The sequence below is a fragment of the Achromobacter sp. RT286_PF genome, assembly GCF_059760425.1.
Genome location: NZ_JCBAMR010000017.1, coordinates 1 through 19,698 on the forward strand (window position 1 = coordinate 1; position 19,698 = coordinate 19,698).

At 67.0% G+C, this 19,698-nt stretch carries 20 protein-coding genes; 9 read left to right on the forward strand and 11 right to left on the reverse strand.

Annotation, left to right across the window (positions count from 1 at the left end; all coding sequences use genetic code 11):
- Nucleotides 1-82 precede the first annotated feature (82 nt).
- Nucleotides 83-1,288, reverse strand: a complete 1,206-nt coding sequence (gspF, locus tag AC6LJY_RS15025) for a type II secretion system inner membrane protein GspF (RefSeq protein ID WP_498136277.1) — start codon at nt 1,286-1,288, stop codon at nt 83-85.
- Between the two features lie 180 nt (nt 1,289-1,468).
- Here gspF and gspD point away from each other — a divergent pair, with 180 nt between their 5' ends.
- Together gspD and gspE are read left to right on the forward strand one after the other, a co-directional pair.
- The gene (gene gspD / locus AC6LJY_RS15030) at nt 1,469-3,880 is read left to right on the forward strand and encodes a type II secretion system secretin GspD (RefSeq protein ID WP_314357204.1); all 2,412 of its coding nucleotides are present in this window, start codon (nt 1,469-1,471) and stop codon (nt 3,878-3,880) included.
- Nucleotides 3,877-5,304, forward strand: a complete 1,428-nt coding sequence (gene gspE / locus AC6LJY_RS15035) for a type II secretion system ATPase GspE (protein ID WP_046804603.1) — start codon at nt 3,877-3,879, stop codon at nt 5,302-5,304. Before gspD ends, gspE begins: the two co-directional genes overlap by 4 nt.
- A 40-nt stretch (nt 5,305-5,344) precedes the next feature.
- Here gspE and gspN read toward each other — a convergent pair whose 3' ends face one another.
- The 8 genes from gspN to gspG all read right to left on the reverse strand — a co-directional run bounded on the left by gspN (nt 5,345) and on the right by gspG (nt 10,824).
- The gene (gene gspN, locus AC6LJY_RS15040; protein WP_314357206.1) at nt 5,345-6,103 is read right to left on the reverse strand and encodes a type II secretion system protein N; all 759 of its coding nucleotides are present in this window, start codon (nt 6,101-6,103) and stop codon (nt 5,345-5,347) included.
- Nucleotides 6,104-6,140: 37 nt separating this feature from the next.
- The gene (locus AC6LJY_RS15045; RefSeq protein ID WP_498136278.1) at nt 6,141-6,740 is read right to left on the reverse strand and encodes a type II secretion system protein M; all 600 of its coding nucleotides are present in this window, start codon (nt 6,738-6,740) and stop codon (nt 6,141-6,143) included.
- Entirely contained in the window at nt 6,737-7,837 is a 1,101-nt protein-coding gene (gene gspL / locus AC6LJY_RS15050; RefSeq protein ID WP_498136279.1) for a type II secretion system protein GspL, read from the reverse strand. Before gspL ends, AC6LJY_RS15045 begins: the two co-directional genes overlap by 4 nt.
- Nucleotides 7,834-8,820: a type II secretion system minor pseudopilin GspK gene (gene gspK, locus AC6LJY_RS15055; RefSeq protein ID WP_314357212.1), complete on the reverse strand. Its 987-nt coding sequence runs from the start codon at nt 8,818-8,820 to the stop codon at nt 7,834-7,836. Before gspK ends, gspL begins: the two co-directional genes overlap by 4 nt.
- Complete coding sequence (locus AC6LJY_RS15060) at nt 8,817-9,437, reverse strand: type II secretion system protein GspJ (protein WP_104144927.1); 621 nt, start codon at nt 9,435-9,437, stop codon at nt 8,817-8,819. The genes gspK and AC6LJY_RS15060 overlap by 4 nt, the downstream gene beginning before the upstream one ends.
- Nucleotides 9,434-9,832: a type II secretion system minor pseudopilin GspI gene (gene gspI / locus AC6LJY_RS15065; protein ID WP_046804650.1), complete on the reverse strand. Its 399-nt coding sequence runs from the start codon at nt 9,830-9,832 to the stop codon at nt 9,434-9,436. The genes AC6LJY_RS15060 and gspI overlap by 4 nt, the downstream gene beginning before the upstream one ends.
- Nucleotides 9,833-9,935: 103 nt before the next feature.
- Nucleotides 9,936-10,424, reverse strand: coding sequence for a type II secretion system minor pseudopilin GspH (gspH, locus tag AC6LJY_RS15070; RefSeq protein ID WP_104144929.1), 489 nt, complete (start codon nt 10,422-10,424; stop codon nt 9,936-9,938).
- Nucleotides 10,396-10,824, reverse strand: coding sequence for a type II secretion system major pseudopilin GspG (gene gspG / locus AC6LJY_RS15075; RefSeq protein WP_498136280.1), 429 nt, complete (start codon nt 10,822-10,824; stop codon nt 10,396-10,398). The genes gspH and gspG overlap by 29 nt, the downstream gene beginning before the upstream one ends.
- A 42-nt stretch (nt 10,825-10,866) precedes the next feature.
- Between gspG and AC6LJY_RS15080 the strand changes: the two genes are divergently transcribed.
- The 3 genes from AC6LJY_RS15080 (at nt 10,867) to AC6LJY_RS15090 (ending at nt 12,065) form a co-directional block, all read left to right on the forward strand.
- The gene (locus AC6LJY_RS15080; RefSeq protein WP_314357217.1) at nt 10,867-11,523 is read left to right on the forward strand and encodes a hypothetical protein; all 657 of its coding nucleotides are present in this window, start codon (nt 10,867-10,869) and stop codon (nt 11,521-11,523) included.
- Nucleotides 11,524-11,525: 2 nt separating this feature from the next.
- The gene (locus tag AC6LJY_RS15085; RefSeq protein ID WP_219992220.1) at nt 11,526-11,816 is read left to right on the forward strand and encodes a hypothetical protein; all 291 of its coding nucleotides are present in this window, start codon (nt 11,526-11,528) and stop codon (nt 11,814-11,816) included.
- A gap of 87 nt (nt 11,817-11,903) precedes the next feature.
- A complete protein-coding gene (locus AC6LJY_RS15090; protein WP_006218955.1) occupies nt 11,904-12,065 on the forward strand; it encodes a hypothetical protein in 162 nt (53 codons plus the stop codon).
- Nucleotides 12,066-12,110: 45 nt separating this feature from the next.
- On the opposite strand, the gene AC6LJY_RS15095 is transcribed toward AC6LJY_RS15090, so the two are convergent.
- The gene (locus AC6LJY_RS15095; RefSeq protein WP_314357362.1) at nt 12,111-12,557 is read right to left on the reverse strand and encodes a hypothetical protein; all 447 of its coding nucleotides are present in this window, start codon (nt 12,555-12,557) and stop codon (nt 12,111-12,113) included.
- Between the two features lie 320 nt (nt 12,558-12,877).
- On the opposite strand from AC6LJY_RS15095, the gene AC6LJY_RS15100 reads away from it, so the two are divergent.
- Nucleotides 12,878-14,857 (forward strand): PhoX family protein, encoded by a 1,980-nt coding sequence (locus tag AC6LJY_RS15100; RefSeq protein WP_046804611.1) that lies wholly within the window; start codon nt 12,878-12,880, stop codon nt 14,855-14,857.
- A gap of 192 nt (nt 14,858-15,049) precedes the next feature.
- On the opposite strand, the gene AC6LJY_RS15105 is transcribed toward AC6LJY_RS15100, so the two are convergent.
- Nucleotides 15,050-15,229, reverse strand: coding sequence for a hypothetical protein (locus AC6LJY_RS15105; protein ID WP_498136281.1), 180 nt, complete (start codon nt 15,227-15,229; stop codon nt 15,050-15,052).
- A 40-nt stretch (nt 15,230-15,269) separates the two neighbouring features.
- Here AC6LJY_RS15105 and AC6LJY_RS15110 point away from each other — a divergent pair, with 40 nt between their 5' ends.
- From AC6LJY_RS15110 to AC6LJY_RS15120, 3 genes are all read left to right on the forward strand, one after another.
- On the forward strand, nt 15,270-17,300 hold the full coding sequence (locus AC6LJY_RS15110) for a PhoX family protein (protein ID WP_498136282.1): 2,031 nt from the start codon (nt 15,270-15,272) through the stop codon (nt 17,298-17,300).
- A gap of 180 nt (nt 17,301-17,480) precedes the next feature.
- Nucleotides 17,481-19,463 (forward strand): alkaline phosphatase family protein, encoded by a 1,983-nt coding sequence (locus tag AC6LJY_RS15115; RefSeq protein ID WP_498136308.1) that lies wholly within the window; start codon nt 17,481-17,483, stop codon nt 19,461-19,463.
- A 21-nt stretch (nt 19,464-19,484) separates the two neighbouring features.
- Nucleotides 19,485-19,685, forward strand: a complete 201-nt coding sequence (locus AC6LJY_RS15120; protein WP_046804613.1) for a hypothetical protein — start codon at nt 19,485-19,487, stop codon at nt 19,683-19,685.
- Nucleotides 19,686-19,698: the final 13 nt, after the last annotated feature.

Below are 19,698 nucleotides of genomic sequence, written 5' to 3' on the forward strand. Positions count from 1 at the left end.
AAGAAGACGTCATACGAGATTTGTCCCGTGGTCTCGTGGCCTTGGAGTGGTGTATAAGAGCCAGTTTTAGCCCTCTGTTTTTTTAACGATTCTCCTGGTTCATTCCCAGGATCGGCATCATCACCGCCAGCACGATCAGCAGCACGAACCCGCCCATCAGCAGGATCAGCGCCGGTTCAAGCAACGCCGTCATCGCCATGGCGCGGCGTTCCAGGTCGCGCGAGAGGTTCTGCGCGCCGCGATCCAGCAATTCCGGCAAGCGGCCGGTTTTCTCGCCGCTGGCGATCAGGTGCACCAGCAGCGACGGGAACACCTTCTGCGCGCCCAACGAGGCCGATAGCGCCGCGCCTTCGCGCACGCGGGCCGACGCCTCATCCACCGCCAGCCGCAGCACATCGTTGCCCAAGGTGCGGCGCGCCGCTTCCAGCGCCGTCAACAAGGCCACGCCGCTGCCGCACAGAATGGCCAACGTCGACGCAAAGCGCGCGGCGTTCACGCCCAGCACAAAGCGGCCCGCCAGCGGCAGCCGCAACACGCGGGCATGCCAGGCGCGACGCGCGGCCGGCGCGCGCAGCGTGTAGCGCCACAGCACGATGGCGGCCACCAGCACCGCGCCCGTCACCGCACCCCATTCACGCACGTAGTCCGACAGCGCGAGCATCACGCGGGTCAGCATCGGCAGCTGCTGCTTGGCATGGTTGAACGCCGACACCACTTGCGGCACGACATAGCCCAGCAGAAAGATCACGATGATGACCGACACGCTGGCGACCACGGCCGGGTAGATGAACGCCGTCATCACCTTGCTGCGCAGCGTGTTGCGTTCCTCGATGTAGTCCGCCAGCTTTTCCATCACTTGCGCCAGGTCGCCGGATTCTTCACCGGCGCCGATCAGCGCGCGATAGATCTCGGGAAAGTCGCGCGGCCGAGCCGCCAGCGCGGTAGACAAGCGATGGCCGGCGCGCACGTCGTCGCGCACCGCGCCCAGCGTGGCCGCGATGTGTTTTTTCTCGGCTTGTTCAAGCGTGGCCGACAGCGCGGCGTCCAGCGGCAGGCGCGCGGCCAGCAGGCTGGCCAACTGGCGCGTCAACCAGGCCAGGTCCGCATCCGACAAACGCGTGCGCAAGCTGGCGCCCAGCCCTTGCGCGCGCGCCGCCGATGCGGTGGACAAGGGCAGCAAGCCCCGGCCGCGCAGCTGGTTGCGGGCACCGCGCTCGGTGTCGGCATCGATCGTGCCGCGCACGATTTTGCCCAGCGCGTCGGTGGCTTCGTATCGATAGGAAGGCATGGCGAAAGCAGGGGGCGCCGCGCGAATCAAAAACGCGCAAAAGCCCCGAATTTAAAGGGTTTGCAGCCCGTATGTTGCATGTCAAATATGACCGTAGTGTTGCACTGTCACCCCGTATACTCCGACGCGATTTCACGTTTTTTCACACTTGCATTCACGTCTGAAGGCACCTATCTCGTCATGCGTCACATCGCGCAATTCAGCCTTGCCGCCTTGCTCATCGCAAGCCAAATCGGACCGGCGATCAGCACGGCCCATGCTCAACAAACGGACAACCGTGTCAGCTTGAATTTCGTCGACACCGACATCCCCGCCGTGTTGCGCGCGCTGTCGTTGTTCACGCAGCGCAACTTCCTGGTGGACCCTCGCGTCAAGGGCAAACTGACGCTGGTGTCGGACCGACCCGTGGATAGCGGACAGGCGCTGGCCATGCTGACCGGTGCGCTACGACTGCAAGGCTTTGCAATTGTGGATGTCGACGGCGTGACGCGCGTGGTGCCCGAAGCCGACGCCAAGCTGCAAGGCAGCGCGGTGGTGGGCAACACGCCGCCGACCCAGGCGCGGCAAGCTCAGGCGCGTCCCGCGCAGGCGGCGGCAGGCGCGCCGGCCGGCAACGCCGCGCGTGGCCCGGTGCCCGTGTCCGCGTTCGCCAAGGGCTCGAGCAGCAGCGGCGAGATGCTGACGCGCGTGTTCCCGCTGAAGTACGAAAACGCCGCCAACCTGGTGCCGGTGCTGCGCCCCATGGTGCCGCCGAATAACCCGATCAACGCGTACCCGGGCAACAACACCTTGGTAGTCACCGACTACGCCGACAACCTGGAACGCATCGCGCAAGTCATCGCGCGCATCGACGTGCCCAGCTCCATCGACACCGATGTGGTGCCGGTGCAGTCCGGCATTGCCACCGACATCGCCATCCTGGCCTCGCAATTGCTGGACACGCAAAGCAGCGACCCCACGCAACGCATCGCCGTGGTGGCCGACCCGCGCAGCAACAGCGTGCTGGTGCGCTCGGGCAGCCCGGCGCGCACGCGGCTGGCGCGCGACCTGATCCTGAAGCTGGACGCGCAGCAAAACCGCGCCGGCAATCTGCACGTGGTCTACATGCGCAACGCGCAGGCCACGCGCATCGCCGAAGTGTTGGGCGGCTTGCTGACCGGACAGGCCAACGCGGCGCCCGGCGCCTCGGGCGGCGCGGCAAGCAGCAACACGGGCGGCGCGCAGAACGGCGCCCGGGCGCAAAACACGTCTGCCGGCAACGTGCCGGCGGGGCAGGGCATGGGGGCAATGTCGGGCTCGTCCAAGGGCGGCTTGTCGGGCGAGCAAGAGCGCATCGCGCGGGAAGACAACAACTCGCAAGCCGTGTCGTATTCGGCCGGCGGCGCCACCATCCAGGCCGACCCGGCCACCAATTCGCTGATCATCTCCGCGCCGGAACCGCTGTACCGCAGCCTGCGTGAAGTCATCGACCAGCTGGACCAACGTCGCGCGCAAGTGCTGGTGGAAAGCCTGATCGTTGAAGTCAGCGAACAAAAGGCCGCCGAATTCGGCATCCAGTGGATGACGGGCGCGGGCAACATCAACAGCAACGGCACCAGCTTTATCGGCGGCACCAACCTGGGCGGCAGCGGCATCACGGGCACCGGGCCCACGTCGATCGACGCCCTGGGCAGCGGCCTGAGCCTGGGTGTGGTCAAGGGCACGGTGGACGTGTTGGGCAACCAGGTCATCAACCTGGGCGTGCTGGCTCGCGCCATGCAGAACACGGGCGAAGCCAACATCCTGTCCACGCCGAACCTGCTGACGCTGGACAACCAGTCGGCCAGCATCCTGGTGGGCAAGACCGTGCCGTTCGTGACCGGCCAATATGTCACGTCGGGCAGCAACGGCAGTTCGAATCCGTTCCAGACCATCGAACGCGAAGACGTCGGTTTGAAGCTGAACATCCGCCCGCAGATTTCGGAAGGCGGCGCGGTCAAGCTGGACATCTACCAGGAAGTCAGCAGCATCGACGAAAGCCGCTCGAATGCCACGACGGGCATCGTGACCAACAAGCGCGCCATCGACACCAGCGTGCTGATCGACGATGGCCAGATCATCGTGCTGGGCGGCTTGCTGGAAGACAACGTGACGTTGACGTCCAACAGCGTGCCCGGCCTGGGCTCGCTGCCGGTGATCGGTTCGCTGTTCCGCTACGACACGCGCAAGCGCACCAAGACCAACCTGATGGTGTTCCTGCGCCCCTACGTGGTGCGCGACGCCAACCGCAGCGCCAGCGTCACGATGGACCGCTACGACTACATGCGCCGCGCGCAGGGCTCCGCGCAACCGGGCCAGCATTGGGCGCTGCCCGATATGCAGGCGCCGATGTTGCCGCCGCCGGGCTCGGCGCCGTCGGTGTCCAACAACGCCTATGACCTGCGCCCCGACCAGCAGGCCGACACGCTGCGCCGCCCGCCGCCCACCACGGTGCAGTCGTTTGCCGTGCGGCAGTATCCCGGCGCGAACCCCACGCGCGATGCCGCGCGCCCGATCCGCGTGTCCGGCGCGCTGATGCACAGCGTGGCGGTGGACCCCGAGTCGCTGCTATGAGCGCGCACCCCTTGCCCTATGCCTGGGCACGGGCGCAGCGCGCCGTGCTGTCGCTGCGCGCGGGGCAGGCGCAGCTGACCGTCAGCCCGCGCACGCCGGAATGGGCGGTGCGCGAGATACGCCGTTGCCATGGCGAGGTGGCGCTGGCGCAGGTGGATGACGAGGCGCTGGAAACGTTGTTGACGGCGGCTTACAGCCATTCGGAGGATGCCGCGTCCGTCATGGGCGTGGCCGAAAACGAGATCGATCTGGACCGCCTGTTGCAGGACATGCCCGAAGTGGCCGACCTGCTGGAAGCGCAGGACGATGCGCCGGTGATCCGCATGATCAACGCGCTGTTCGCCCAGGCCGCGCGCGATGGCGCCAGCGATATCCACATCGAACCCTTCGAGACGCACTCGGTGGTGCGCTATCGCGTGGACGGCACGTTGCGCGACGTGGTGTCGCCGCGCAAGGCGCTGCACGCGGCGTTGATTTCGCGCATCAAGATCATGGCGCACCTGGATATCGCCGAAAAGCGCTTGCCGCAAGACGGGCGCATCGCGCTGCGGGTGGGCGGCCGGCCGATTGACGTGCGGGTGTCGACCTTGCCCACGGGCCACGGCGAACGCGCGGTGCTGCGCCTGTTGGACAAAGAGGCGGGGCGCTTGCAGCTGGAACGCCTGGGCATGTGCCCCGATGTGCTGACGCAGCTGGACCGCTTGATCCGGCAGCCGCACGGCATCGTGCTGGTGACGGGGCCGACGGGCAGCGGCAAGACCACCACGCTGTATGCGGCATTGAGCCGCCTGGATTCGGCCACCAGCAATATCCTGACGGTGGAAGACCCCATCGAATACGACTTGTCCGGCATCAGCCAGACGCAGGTAAACGCTAAGATCGACATGAGCTTCGCGCTGGCGCTACGCGCCATCTTGCGGCAGGACCCGGACGTGATCATGATCGGCGAAATCCGCGACCTGGAAACCGCGCAGATCGCGGTGCAGGCGTCGCTGACCGGTCACCTGGTGTTGGCGACGCTGCACACCAACGACGCGGTCTCGGCCGTGACGCGGTTGACGGACATGGGGGTGGAACCCTTTCTGCTGGCTTCGTCGCTGCTGGGAGTGCTGGCGCAGCGGCTGGTGCGCAAGCTGTGTCCGGAATGCAAGAAGCCGTCGATGCAGGATGGCGTGCGCGTGTTTCACCCTGTGGGTTGCCCGACGTGCAATCACACGGGTTACAGCGGCCGTTCCGGCATCCACGAACTGTTCACGGTGGACGATGACGCGCGCCGTTTGATCCACGAAGGCCGCGACGAACGCGAATTGCGCCAGGCCGCCATGGCCTCGGGCATGCGGACGATGCGGCAAGACGGCCAGCGTTGGGTCGACAGCGGGCAGACGTCGCCCGAGGAAATTGTGCGGGTGACGCGCGACGCTTGATGGCGCCTTTTGCTTTTTGCTTTTGCTTTTTTGTTTTTTGCTATTTGCCCGTGCTGAAGACGACCGTATCGCCGGAACGGCGGCCCAGGGTGGACATCAGGCCGTCCAGCGCGGCGCGCTGAGCGTCGGTGGCCCCGGGCGCGTACGTCGCCTTGCCATCGAAGCGCACACCGCGTGGGCCGGCCGTGCCTTGGCCCGTTACCGTCAATAGCCCGCTTTCGGTCGTCAGCGCCAATGTTGCGCCAGACTTTCCCGCGCCTTGCAGACGCAACAGGTAGGTGCCCACGGGGCTGATGGAGGTCAGCGCGGTGCCGGCGTTGCGCCAGCGCAGGTCCGCGATATTGCCCGCGGGCAAATCCCCGCCCAGGCGCAGCGCTTGCCAATTGATCTCCAGCATGCCGTCGGGCGCCAGCGTGTTCCAGGGCGCACCCAGCGCGGGTAACACCGTGGCTGGCACACGCAGCGATTGCGCGGGCAATGACACGCCGGCCCAGCCGACGCGCGCGCGCAGCGGGCCTTGCAACCACGGGTGCGTGATGTCCAGGGCCATCGCATCCCAGCGCCACTGCCATTGCACGGGTTGCGGCAACACGCGCTGCGACCCCGGTGGCCCCAGCGCCACCCACGCGCTGCCTTGCCACAACGTACCGCTGGCATCCGCGAGCGAAACCAGGGAGTCATCCGGCTGCATCGCCAACAGCCAACGTGCCGGCAGCACGCTTGCGGCGGCCGCCAGGAAACAGACGCCGCCGGCCAGCCACAGGCCGGCAGTCCGCTTGTTGAAAGGGAGGCGCGCCATCAGCGGGCACCCGGCATGGCAAATGAAAGGATCGGCATCAGTGGCTTGCCCCCGCATCGGCGGTGGTTAACGTGATGTGGCCATTGACCAGGCCCGGCAGTGGGCGGCCATTGGGATTGGTCGCACGCGTCAATTCCACTTGCTGTGTTTGCAGGCCCCAATCGCGCGCGGCGCCATCCAGCCAGCGCAGCAGCGCGGACGACGGCGCCTGGTTCAACGTCAAGCGCACGCCCTTGCCGGATTCGGGCTGGCCTAGCGACCACATCGCCGCCGGCAGCGCCGCGCCTTCCAGGCTGGCGCTTAATTCGGCGGGCGTGGGGGCAACGGCGACCGGCGTGGCCGAGCGTTGCCGCAGGGCGCGGGCTTGCATCGTCAAGTCGGCCACGGTCGCGGCCTGGCCGCGCAGGGCGGGCAGTTCGGCTTGCAACTTGCGCACGGTTTTCAGGGGCGGTTCGATCAGCGTGACGAAAATCACGGCGACGCCGACGAGCGCGCCCGCGACAGTGACCAGCCGTCGCTCGCGCGGCGCCAGCGCCTGGTAGCGCTGGCGCGCGCGGGTCAGCGTGGGGTCGACGGTTTTGCGCAACGTCGCGGCGGCGGTTTGCCAATGGCGATGCAGGCGTTCAATGGCGGTCATGGTTGTTTGCGCGTGATGCGCCAGGTGTTATCGGTGTCGCCGCGTTCCAGCTTCAGGCCCAGGGCCGCGGCTTGCTGGATCAGCGCAGGCGTTTCGGAGACGCGCTGCGCGTCGGCACCCGCGTCGGCCAGTTGCAGGGTCAGCGCTTGATCGGCGTACGTCAGCCGCGCGACTTTGTCGGCGGCAAAGGGCAGCGTTTGGGCGGCGGCGCGTGCCAGGGGCAGAAAGTCCCCCGCGCTGGCCGCGCCGCGATTGGCTTGCAGCGCGTCCAGGCCTTGCTGCGCCTGCCGCGCCGGGTCCAGCACGACGGGCAGGTCCGGAAAGGCGGCCAGCACCTGTTGACGCATGCCCGCCGTCAGCGCGCCGGCTTCCGCGCTGAGCCGCGAGGCGTAAAGATTCAATCCCGCAATCCAGACCACCGCCGCGGCCGCGCCCCAGCGCCACACGGGCCGCCAGCGCGACGCGCGCACCGGCGCCAGGCGCGGCATGGCCAACGACCACGAGGGCGACGGCGCGAGCCAACGCGGGTCGGCCGGATCGCGCAAGGGCGTGGCGGATAGATCGGCGTCGAAGGCGGAAGAAGGGGGGGAGGAAGGGGGGGAGGAAGGGGTCGAGGACAGGGCCGAGGACAGGGGGGCGGACGGCTCTGAGGACGGCCCGGCCACTGTCGTCCCCAGCGTCTGCGGTGCAATCAGTGCGTCGACACGCAGGCCGTGCGTGCTCAACAACGCCCAGGCGCGTCGTACCGGCTCGCGCGGCGACCACGCCAATGCCACGCTGCCATCCGCGGCGCGCGGGCTAAAGCCGATGGCCAGCGCCTCCAGGTCGCTAAGCACCAGGGGTTCCAGCGCGCCGTGCACGGCGGCGGCAAAGCGCGCACGCGGCACGGCCGGAATGCGGATGGTGGTGGCGATGACGTCGCGCGGGTGCAGCACGGCTTCGCACACCGCGTTGGGATAGGCGTTGCCCAGCGCGTGCAAGGGCAGTTCGCCCTGCTGCGCGCAGCGCCCGCGCCGGTCGAACCAGGCATAGGGCAGCGGCGAATCCGCGCTGAATTCGTCCAGAGGGGCAAGCGCAATGCGCAAGGCGTTTTTCAAGGGGTTTCTCTTGTCCATATCGTGTCGGGCGCAGCGGGCGGGGCGCTGCGCACCAAGGCTTGCATGGCGACTCGGGCGCGTTCGTAGACGACGGTGCCGCTGGCCAGGAACCAGCCGCTGGCCGTGGTGACGGTGGGGGCGGGCGCGTCCACGCCGGTGCCGGCAAGACGGTTGCCGAAGTCGCCCGCGTTGTTGAACCAGTTGCCGCGATCCCGCTCGCCCGCCAGCGCGCGCGCCTGCCCCAGCGAAAGGCCGGGCACCAACGCCGCGATGACCTCGGCGGGCGCGGTATTGACGTTGACGCTGGTGGCGATGGGCAGCACGGTCATGGTGCGGCGCATCTCGTCGCGCACCGTCGGTTCCAGGCCCAGCTGCGCGGCGATGTCATCCACGCCACGCGGCAGCGGCGCGCGCGCGTCCGGCGCGGTGGCGGGTTGGCCGTTGGGGGCGGACGGCGCATCGGCGGGCAGGGCGGGCGGCTGCGCCATGGCAATGATGTCGATGATGCGCGGCGCCAGCGTATCGGGCAGTTGCTGCGCGGCCAGCAGCCGGCGCAACACCTTTTCCTGCTCGGGTTGCGGCACGCCATTGCGCGCCAGGTTGCTCAGGTTGTACTTGCCCTGTTCATCTTGCACGCGCCCCGAGAACACGGCGACGCGATCGTCTCCCGGACGCTCGATGCGCGTGTCCAGGATGGGCGTGGCCCAGATCTGGTCGCCGCGCGTCGTGGCTTCGCGCTTGCCGTGATCGCGGATGACCAGGCGCGCCCAGTCGATGCCGCCCGCCAGCATGACGCGCGCCTGCACGCGCGCCATTTCGTTTTCCACGCGCCGCGTGCTGGCCGTCTGGCGCTGGAACAGGCTGGTGGTCAAGGCGGCAACAATGGCAACGATGATCAGCGCGCTGATCACCGCGGCGCCCTGTTGCTGCGTGCACGGGCTGCGTGGGCGGGCAACTTGCTGCGTGTCGCGGTGGCGCATCATGGCAGCTCCAGGATGCGCGTGTAGCGTTGCGGCTGGCCGGGCGCGCCGCGTTCCAGCGCGATTTCGATGCCGGTGGGCGGCGCGCCGAAGCTGGCGTTGGCGTTGGCCCAGCCCACGCCGGGTACCCAGGCGCGCAGGCTCAATGTCTTGACGCCAGGCAGCAGCAGCACGCCATTGACGGCGGCGGGTAGCGGGCTGCGCGGCGCGGGCGGGCCGCTGACGCGCCACAAGCCGTCGGTGCGCACCTGCCACTGCACGCGTTGCCACAGGCCGTTGCCGTCCGGGTCGGGGCGCAGCAGTTCCAGCGTCTGGCCGCCCTGGTTTTGGCGCAGCAGGCGCACGCCGCTGGTCAGCGTGACGGCGTCCTTGCCTGCTGCGTCAAAGCCGGGGCCGGAATAAGACAGTTCCACATCGCGCGACATCTGCCCCAGCGTGCGGACGATGGCGTCGGTGTCTTCGGCTTGCTGCTCGATCCAGTCGCGCGCGCTGGACACGCTGGCCAGCCCGCGCCAGGCCATCAGGCTGACCAGCGCCATCAGCGCCAACGCGACCAGCACTTCGATCAGCGTAAAGCCCGCCTGGCGGGCGGCGCGGGAAACGGGGCGTTGCATCGTCATCGCAGGCTGGACAGCAGGCCGTCCAATTGCAGCAGCACGGCGTCCGGGCGGGCCGAGCCGGCGTCGTGGACGTTGACCGACACTTGGCGGAAGCTGCGGTTCATGGAATTGGTAAAGACCAGCTCGCACTGCAACGCGCGCCCGCCTTGCGGGCAGGGCACGGTTTGCGAGCCGGCGCGTGGCAGGCTTTGTTCCAGGCGCAATTGGGTCAAGGCATTCTGCGCGGCCAGCAGCGCCAGCGTTTTGTCCTGCAAGGCGCGGTTGTTGGCCGTCATGACGCCCGTGGCGCGCAGCGCGGCGGCCATCGCCACGGCGATGATGGCCAGCGCCACCAAGACCTCGATCAGCGTGAAGCCGCGTTCACGGCGCGCGCGGGGGGGGATGGCGCGCGGCATATCGAGGGCGGCGGCGGCCTCTGGCAAGCCGCCCGTATCCGGCAAGGCGTCCCCGTCCGTGGGAACGTCCACGTCGCATCGTTCGCCCTCGCGGCGGGAAAATCTAGTGGATTTCATAACGGCCGGCGGCGTCGCGTTGCAGGGTGACCGTGGCATCGCCCGCGTGCAGGGTCAGGGTGATCGGATCCGCGACCCATTCGGTGTTGAACACCAACGGGCGATCGGGCGTCAGCCGCAGTTGCACGGCACCCGCGCGCCAGGTTTGCGGGCGCAGCATGTCGTCGCCTTCCAGGCGATCCACTGGCACGACCACGTTTTCCTGGGCGCTGGGGCCGGGTGGGCGGCCCGCGCGTTCAAACGACCAGCCCGTGTCGCCGGCCAACCAGCGGATGGACCGGCCATCGCTGCGTGCCTCGCTCTGCGCCACGGTGAACGCGTCCGCCAGCCGCTGCGCATCGGTGCGCAGGCCGTTGTCGCGCTTGCCAATCGACAAGCTGACCATGCTGGCCGCGATGGCCACGATCACCAGCACCACCAGCACCTCGACCAGCGTGAAGCCGCGTTCAGAGTTCCCAGGAACCAATGTCGGCATCGCCGCTTTCCCCGCCGGGCTTGTTGTCGGCGCCAAACGAGAACACGTCGATGTCGCCCTTGACGCCCGGGCTCAGGTATTGATACGGATGGCCCCAAGGGTCATTGGGCAGCTTGTCCAGATAGCCGCGCCAGTTCGACGCGCCATCCGGTTTGTCAGCCAGCGCGCGCAGGCCCTGCGCCGTGCTCGGATAGCGGCCGTTGTCCAGCCGGTACAGCTTTAACGCCTGCATGATGCCCGCAATATCCTGCCGCGCCGCCACCTGGCGCGCCTGGTCCGGGCGATCCAGCACACGCGGCACAATCAGGGCCGCCAGGATCCCCATGATCACAATCACCACCATGATCTCGATCAGGGTGAAACCTTGCTGACGGGCAAGCCCGCGCGGTAACTGACGCACTTTACGACTCCGGTCTTCTAGTAGAAGCCCGGGATTGTGGACATGAAATATGACAGTAATGCTTGCGTTGGCGTGGCGGCGGCAAAAACCCCGGGCATTGCGGCTTCCCACAACTGGTGGCGGCTTCGGCTTTGTGTCTATACTTTCCGAATGTCTTGCTTCGGGTCGCAAGACGCCGATAAAAGGGAAGCGCTCATGCGGTCCATCATTTCTCATAGCGGCTTGGTCGCCTTCATTGTCGAGGGCGCCAGGGCCGACAGCAGCCGTTCGCTGCACTTGCTGCGCGCTATCGAAGACACCGTGGCCAGCAACGAAGTGCTGGCCAATACCTTTGAAGCCATTTCAAGAAACGCCGCCGATGTTGCCTACGCCATCTGCCGTGCGCCCGCAAACGAACGGCAGCCCCTGGATCCTGATGGCGCATTCCAGGCGGCGTTTGACGAAACGCTGGATGTGGTGGCGGAGCTAGGCCGCACACTGGAGGAAAAGCGCCTGGCCGCCTCGCTGGATCGTCAACTTCGTGACAGCGATGGGGTGGTGGAGTCATTCGTCAAGGCAATCATTCAGGTCAAGGATGCCTTTTCCCATTTGCACGACTTGAAATGGGCCGTGATGGAAAATGACGCCGACGCGGCGGCGGTGGTCACGGGCGGGCCCCAGGACGACGTCGAGGCGTTCCTCAAGTCCTTGGGTCAATAGATTTGGCGGCCATACTGATCAGGGCGCTGTCCAGAAAAGAGACTTTCGACCGTGACTTTCGCCGGGCTCCTGTTGAAATCCAGAATGCCGCGAAGAACGCCATTCGCGATTTGATGCGTTGCCCGCAACCTAGCAAGCTGAGAATGCACTCGATCACCGGCTGCTTTGACCCGCGCATCCTGAAAATAGACGTGCTGGCCAACAAGTCCTGGCAAATCACATTTGAAATGGACGGTTCCGTGGCGATTCTGCGGCGGTTGGGCACACACCGGAATATTGATCGAAGCCCCTGAATGGGCCCGATAGTGTCATCGCCATCAGCGGCGGGAATCGGTGCAAGCCTCCCGCCTGCTACCATGGCCCTTCTACAAGGAGCGGTAATGGCTACAAAAGAGAAGTCTTCGACTGGTTTGGCAGCGTTGGTTGAAAAGGCGCTTCAACAGAAGAAGCTGGCTGCCGCCACGCAAAAGCCGACGGGATCTTCCCTGTCGAACATGGCGGGACGCAAGCAGATGGGGCGTCCCGCAGGCCGTAAGCGCTGATCGGCGGGCGCGGTAAGGACGCGCCGCCGGGTCTGCAACCCCGCATCATTCTTTTCCCTGCGTAATGCCTGCTGGCGCCGCCAACGCGGCGGGCGTTGCCAGGCGATTCAATCTTCCCCCTTGCTCGACCGTCACGGCGTCTACTGCGATATCGCGCAGCACGATGCCTGGCGCCACTTCGGCGCCCGCGCGCCACGCCAGGGGCGGGCCACCATCCACACTAAGCACCGCCGCCCCATCCGGGCCGGCCGCGATCAGGCCCAGCACGCTGATCTGCGTGCGCATCACTTCATCTTTGCCAAACCATAGCGCCACCGGCGTGTTGTCGGCCGCGCGCGGCGGCGCCGCGGACACGGCGGGCGGCAGCGCGCCCGGACGCGGGGCCAGCAAGATTGACGCCCACACTCCCAAGCCGGCGGCCAATGCCAGCATGGCAATCACGCGCAGCGCGGCGGGGGCGGAGGGCAGGGTGGGGCGAAACGACAGGGGCATGGCGGACACGAAACGGTTGGGCGGTTAGGCGGTGGAACGGATAAGCGATGGAACGGTGAAGCGGTGCAGCGGGGTAGCGGTGATGCGGTGATGCGGCAATGCGGTGAAGCGGCGATGCGGCGAATCGGCGATGCGGCGAATCGGTGAAGCAACGCGCCTGACTATAGCGGCGCTTCGTGACAATCCCGCGATGCATACCGGCCGTGTCGATTCAGCTTGCGTACAGCTTTCTGTCATTGTGATTACACGCCGCCTATCTAGCATGCGGGCACCGCTCGGCGTCAATGGCCGGGCATTCATCCGATCCAATGGGAACCCGCATGCAAGACACGAATCAAGCCAATCGCCGCCGACTCCTGAAGATGCTGGGAGGCGCGCCGATGCTGCCGATTGGCGGCGTCAGCATGGCTGCGTTGCTGGCCGGCTGTAATTCCAGCGACGATGATGACGATGACACCTCGGGCAATCCGCAGCCCAATCCCGGCCCCGGCACGCAGCAGCCCGCACCGGTGACGTTCACGTCGGCATCGTTCACGCCGATGGCCGCGCCCACGCTGGCCAACCCCGAACTGATGGCGCGCACGACCGTCAGCTCCGCCATGGCGCTGACGTTCAGCGATGGCTCCAAACGGACCGTGCAGCTGGGCTACGAACCGTTCTTCATCACCGGCGACACGGTGCCCGACGGCAAGGGCGGCACCGCCGTCGCGGGAGGCTATTTCAACCTGGCCGGCGCGCCCATCATGGACAACTCGGTGCCCGCCCGCGCGCGCCAGTTTTTCTCGAACTGCCCCGACGGCACCTCGCTGCTGGCCTTGTCCGCGCCCACCACGGTGCCGGGCGTGGCGGGCAACGCCGTGTACGCGGTGGTGCAGTTTGAATACCAGTCGATGGACCAGGCCGGCAACGACATGTACGGCTTGCTGCCGTCGCCCATCGCCGTGCTGACGCTGTCGCAAGACCCGAATACGGGCAAGCTCAGCCTGGTGAAGTACAGCAACGTGGACACCTCGTCGGTGCATGGCCTGTGGATCACCTGCGGCGCCAGCCTGTCGCCGTGGGGCACGCATCTGTCCAGCGAAGAATACGAGCCTGACGCGACCACGGCACGCACGACGGCCTCGTTCCAGGCCTACAGCAACAACGTGTATGGCGACCCCAACAAGGCCAACCCGTACCACTACGGCCATCTGCCCGAAGTGACGGTGCACCCGGATGGCACCGGCACGATCAAGAAGCACTACTGCATGGGCCGCATCTCGCACGAACTGGTGCAGATGATGCCGGACCAGCGCACCGCGCTGATGGGCGATGACGCCACCAACGGCGGCCTGTTCATGTTCGTGGCCGACCGTGCGGCGGATCTGTCGGCCGGTACGTTGTACGTGGCGCAATGGACGCAGACGTCGGGCACGGGCCCGGGCGCCGGCACGTTGAAGTGGATCAAGCTGGGTCATGCGACCAGCGCCGAGGTCAAGGAACTGGCCGACCAGCTCACGGCCGCCGACATCATGGACGTGCGCACGACGGACCCGGCCGACGCCTCGTTCACCAAGATCCGCTACAGCGGCAAGGACAACTGGGTCAAGCTGCAACCCGGCCGCCGCCAGGCCGCCGCGTTCCTGGAAACGCACCGCTATGCGGCGCTGGTGGGCGGCACGCTGGCCTTCACCAAGATGGAAGGCACCACCGTCAACGCCAAGGACAAGATCGCGTACAGCGCGATGTCGCGCATTGAATCGTCGATGATCGACGGCAAGGTGCCGGGCTTGAAGGTGGAAGCGAACTCGGCCGGCGCGGTGTACCAGCTGCATCTGCAAGCGGGTCAGGCCGATACCGACGGCGGCGCCATCGACAGCGAATGGGTGCCGGTGGACATGGCGGCCGTGCCGGAACTGATCGGCAAGCCGCTGGCCACGCCCGACGCGCTGGGCAACACGCACAACGCCGACTTCATCTCAAACCCCGATAACCTGAAGTTCTCGGAAAAGCTGCGCACGCTGTTCGTGGGCGAGGACAGCGGCGGCCACGTCAACAACTTCATGTGGGCCTACAACATCGACACCAAGGCCTTGTCGCGGTTGCTGTCGTGCCCGGTCGCGGCGGAATCCACCGGTTTGCAGGCGGTGGACGAGATCAACGGCTGGACCTACATCACCAGCAACTTCCAGCACGCGGCCGACTGGGGCAGCGTGCACGCGGTGGTGCGCCCGACGCTGGAGCCGCTGGTCAAGGCCAACTACAAGGACGGCTTTGGCGCGGCGGTGGGCTACCTGACCGGCGTGAAGATCGGCGCGTAAGCGCCAGGCGCAACGCAACCGCCAATAGCCCGCACGCCGGGGCGCGGCATCGCCCATCGGGATGCCGCGCGGTGTAAGGGAAGACATAAGGGACCGGCTAGCCGGTCCCTTATGCATTGTGGGTATCGGCAATCATTTCACAGGTGTAACGCCGACCATGTCCGCGCCGGCTCGCTCCTACACTCGGCGGCGTCAGGCTTGCCTGATGCAGTTGATGCGTCTTCCGGCATGCGCTGCCAGGCGTGATTGCGTTTGCGGTGGCGTTGCGGTCCGGGCTTGCAATTCGGCTTGCACCCGCACTTGCACCTGCACCCGCACCTGCACCTGCACCTGCACCTGCACCCGCGCCTTCGCCAGTGTCTGTGCGCGCATTGCCGGTTCGTTGTTCGGCTTTGAACCTGGGAGCGTTCACATGAAAAATCCTGATCACACAGAGCGTCGCCGACTATTGAAGATGCTGGCCGGCGCGCCCATGCTGCCGCTGGGCGCCGCAGGCGCAACAAGCGCGGCGGGCTTGGCCGGGTTGTTGGCCGGCCATCCCGCGCGAGCCTCGGAGGACGGCACCCCCGCGTTGCCAAGCACCAAACCCATCGCCCGGCCATCCGTCGCCACGCCGGGCGCCGCGCCGTTCGTATCCGCCGAATTCATCTCCATGCCCGCGCCCGGCCTGTCCGAGCCGGAAGGCATGGCGCGCACGACGGTGGAATCCGCGATGGACCTGGTGTTTGCCGATGGCTCGCGGCGCCGCGTGCAACTGGGCTACGAGGCTTTCTTCATGACCGGCGACCGCGTCCCGGACGGCAAGGGCGGCATGGTGCTGGCGGGCGGCTATCTGGACATCCATGGCGCACCCATCATGGATAGGTCGGTGCCCGGCCGCGCGCGCCCGTTCTTTTCGGACTGCCCGGATGGTATGTCGCTGCTGACGCTGGCCGGCCCGCTTGGCGAGGCCGACGGCGCAACGGGTCCGCCCACCGTCACCAAACCGGCAACCGCCACCGTCTACGCCGTCGTGCAGTTCGAATATCTGTCGCGCGATCGGGCCGGCCAGGACATGTGGGCGCGGCTGCCATCGCCCATCGCGGTGCTGACGCTGTCGCAAGACCTGCAAACCGGCCAATTGACCCTGGTGCGCTACAGCAACGTGAACACCGCGCCCGTGCATGGCCTGTGGGTCACCTGTGGCGCCAGCCTGTCGCCGTGGAACACGCATCTGTCCAGCGAAGAATACGAGCCCGACGCCACCACGGCGCGCACCTCGGCGTCGTTCCGCGCGTTCAGCCGCCACCTGTATGGCGACGCCCGCCGCGCCAACCCCTATCACTACGGCCACATGCCCGAAATCACCGTGCAGCCGGACGGCACCGGCAGCATCAAAAAACACTACTGCATGGGCCGCATCTCGCATGAATTGGTGCAGATCATGCCCGACCAGCGCACCGCCTTGATGGGCGACGACGCCACCAACGGCGGGCTGTTCATGTTCGTGGCGGACCGCCGCGCGGATCTGTCCTCGGGCACGCTGTATGTGGCCCGCTGGACGCAGACATCAGGCACGGGGCCCGGCGCCGGGACGCTGACCTGGATCCGGCTGGGCCATGCCACCAGCGCCGAGGTCAAGGAACTGGCCGACGACCTGGTCGCCGCCGACATCATGGACGTGCGCACGGCGGACCCAAAGGATGCGGCCTACACCCGCATTCGGTTTGACGGCAAGAACAACTGGGTGCGTCTGAAGCCCGGCCGCCGCCAAGCCGCGGCATTCCTGGAAACGCACCGCTACGCGGCACTGGTGGGCGGCACGCTGGCGTTCACCAAGATGGAGGGCACGACGGTAAACGCCCAGGACAAGATCGCGTACACCGCGATGGCGCACATCGAAACGTCCATGGTGGACGGCACCTCGCCGCACCTGCACGTAGAAGGCCCGGACGCGGGCGCGGTCTATCAACTGCGGCTGCAAGCCGGGCAAGTGGATACGGACGGGCAGGACATCGACAGCGAATGGGTGCCGGTGGACATGGGCGCGGTGCCCGAGTTGGTGGGCGCGATGCTGGCCGCGCCCGACGCCTTGGGCAACCGCCACCGCAGCGACCGGATATCCAACCCCGACAACCTGAAGTTCTCGGAGAAACTGCGCACGCTGTTCGTGGGCGAAGACAGCATGGGGCGCGTTAACAGTTTCCTGTGGGCGTTCAACGTCGATACGCGGGTGCTGTCGCGCCTGTTGTCCTGCCCGGTGGCGGCGGAATCCACGGGGCTGCACGCGGTGGACGACATCAATGGCTGGACTTACATCACCAGCAATTTTCAGCACACGGCGGACTGGAACGACGTGCATGATGCGGTGCGCCCGGTGCTGGAGCCGCTGGTCAAGGCCAAGTACCGCAACGGCCGGGGCGCCTCGGTCGGATATCTGACGGCGGTGAAGATCAACGCCTGAGTCCGTGGCAAGGCGGCGCCGCCCGCCGCCTTGCAAAAATTCCTGATCCGTCGATCAAGCTTTCTGCTCTTTGTTTCATGGGCCTTTCACGTTCGCTCGCCACACTGTGCGCAGCGTAAACCGTGTTCATGAAACGAGAAGAGAAGCATGAGAACAATGGATTGGAGAAAATGGTGCGCCATGTTGCTGGCCACCAGCGCATTGGCCGGCTGTGGGGGCAGTGATGACGACGATGACGGCACGACCGCGCCGCCGCCGCCCACGCAACCGCCGGTCAGCGAACCCGCCGCGCCGCGCGCCGACAAGGTGCTGTTCATCGGCGTGGACGGCCTGACCTATGACGCCATGCGCCGTGGCGTGGCCGACAAGTCCCTGGCCAATATCGGCCAGTTGACCGCAACCCGCGCCTGGACGGGCGGCGTGACCGGCGACGTGACGCAGCAGCCGACGCTGTCCGCGCCCGGCTGGGCCACCTTGTTGACAGGCCAGTGGGCGGACGTACACGGCGTGCGCTCCAACGCGGCCGGGCAGGGGATGAAGGCGGCCAGCCTGTTCCAGCGCATCAAGCTGGCGCACCCCGAGGCGCGCACGGCCGGCGCATTCAATTCGCCGTTGCTGGCCGGCCTGGTCGGCGGCGATCGCGACGCGGGCTACCTGCAAACCCTGACCGACTGCGCGGGCGTGGACGATTGCGTGGCTTCGCAAGCGCGCGACCGCATCACCGAAGGCTACGACGTGGTGGTTGCGCAGTTCGGCGCACCCGAACGCGCGGCCTCGGACAACGGCTTTACCGGCAACTACGACGCCGTGATCCGCCAGACGGATGCGGCCATCGGCGTGCTGGCCAAGCAGGTCGCCGAGCGTCGCGCGGCGCATCCGAACGAGAACTGGCTGATGGTGGTGGCCTCCAGCCATGGCCTGGGCAAGACCGGCGTGGCCGATGGCCTGCCCCTGTCCCCGAACAAGACCATCTTCCTGGCCAGCAACCAGCCGACAATGTTGGGCGGCAGCGCGGATGACGCCTCGTTCGACGGCGCGTGGGACAGCAACTGGTACGCGCTGCCCAGCGCCGCCGACGTGGCCCCCACGATGCTGGCGCACCTGGGCGCCTTGCCCGCCGCCGGACAGTACGACATGGCGGGCACGCCCTTGTCCGAAGCCCTCGCGCTGCGCCGCCTGTCGGCCCGCACGTCCATGGACAACAAGAGCGTGACGCTGTCCTGGGTGCGCGTGGGCGAACCCGACGGCCAGATCGTGGTCAGCCGCGACGGCGTGGAAGTCGCGCGCTTGCCCGGCACCGACGCCACCTATACCGACAGCGGTTTCACGTTCGACACGGAAGGCGTGCACACGCTGAACTACACCGTGTCGGCGGGCCGCGCCAGCAGCGCCACGCATGCGTCGGTGGTGTATGCCAAGCCGGTGCCGCTGTTGGCGTCACTGCGCACGGGGCTGACGATGCTGTTCCCGTTTGAAGGCAACCTGACCGACATTGCAGCAGGCGGCGGCGCGATCACCCCGTATGACGGTGTGCAGGCGCCCGCGTTCGCGGACGGCGGCGTGTTCGGCAAGATGTTCCAGAACGAGCGTGGCTCGGCCGCCCTGGGCGCGTTCAAGCTCGATTACCCGGCAGGCATGCTGGATAGCGTGTCCGTGTTCACCATCGGCTTCTGGTATCAGTCGGACGGCACGGCGAACGACCGCTCGATCCTGGGCAACAAGGACTACAACTCGGGCGGCAACCCCGGTATCACCATCGCCCAGTGGGCCGGCCCCGAGCTGCGCTTCAACTTGGCCGGGGGCGGCGTGCGCGCCGATATCAACGGCATCAAGTTCACGCCGAACAAGCCCGTGTACATCGCCATGACCATCGACAAGCCCGCCAAGATGATGACGGCGTACGTGTACGACAGCGAAATCGGCTTCCTGCGTCGCAACGTGACCACGGGCTCGGTGAACCTGGCGCAAGTGGCCGGCCTGTTCGGCCCGCACATCGGCCTGAACGAAGACGGCAAGGGCACCTACGGCATCTGCTGCGCCGGCACCAAGGGCCCGTACACGATGAATTTTGACGACCTGGCCTTCTGGTCGCGCGCCCTGACCGAGACGGAAGTGAAGTCCCTGGCGCTGTCCGGCAAGTCCGTTTCCGACCTGTTTCCCTGATGTGGCAAGGATAGAAAAACCATGAGCAAGTCCCTGATATTGCGCGGTTTCGTGCGCGCCGGCGCGGTGCTGATGTTGACCGCGGCCCTGGCCGCGTGTGGCGGCGACGACGGCGATGACAGCAAGCCGGATAACGGCGCCGGCACGCCCGGCAACGGCGGCACCGAAACGCCGGTGACGCCGCCGACCCCGGCCAAGCCCGAATTGCGTTGCGCGCCCTGAGCCGCGCTTCTTA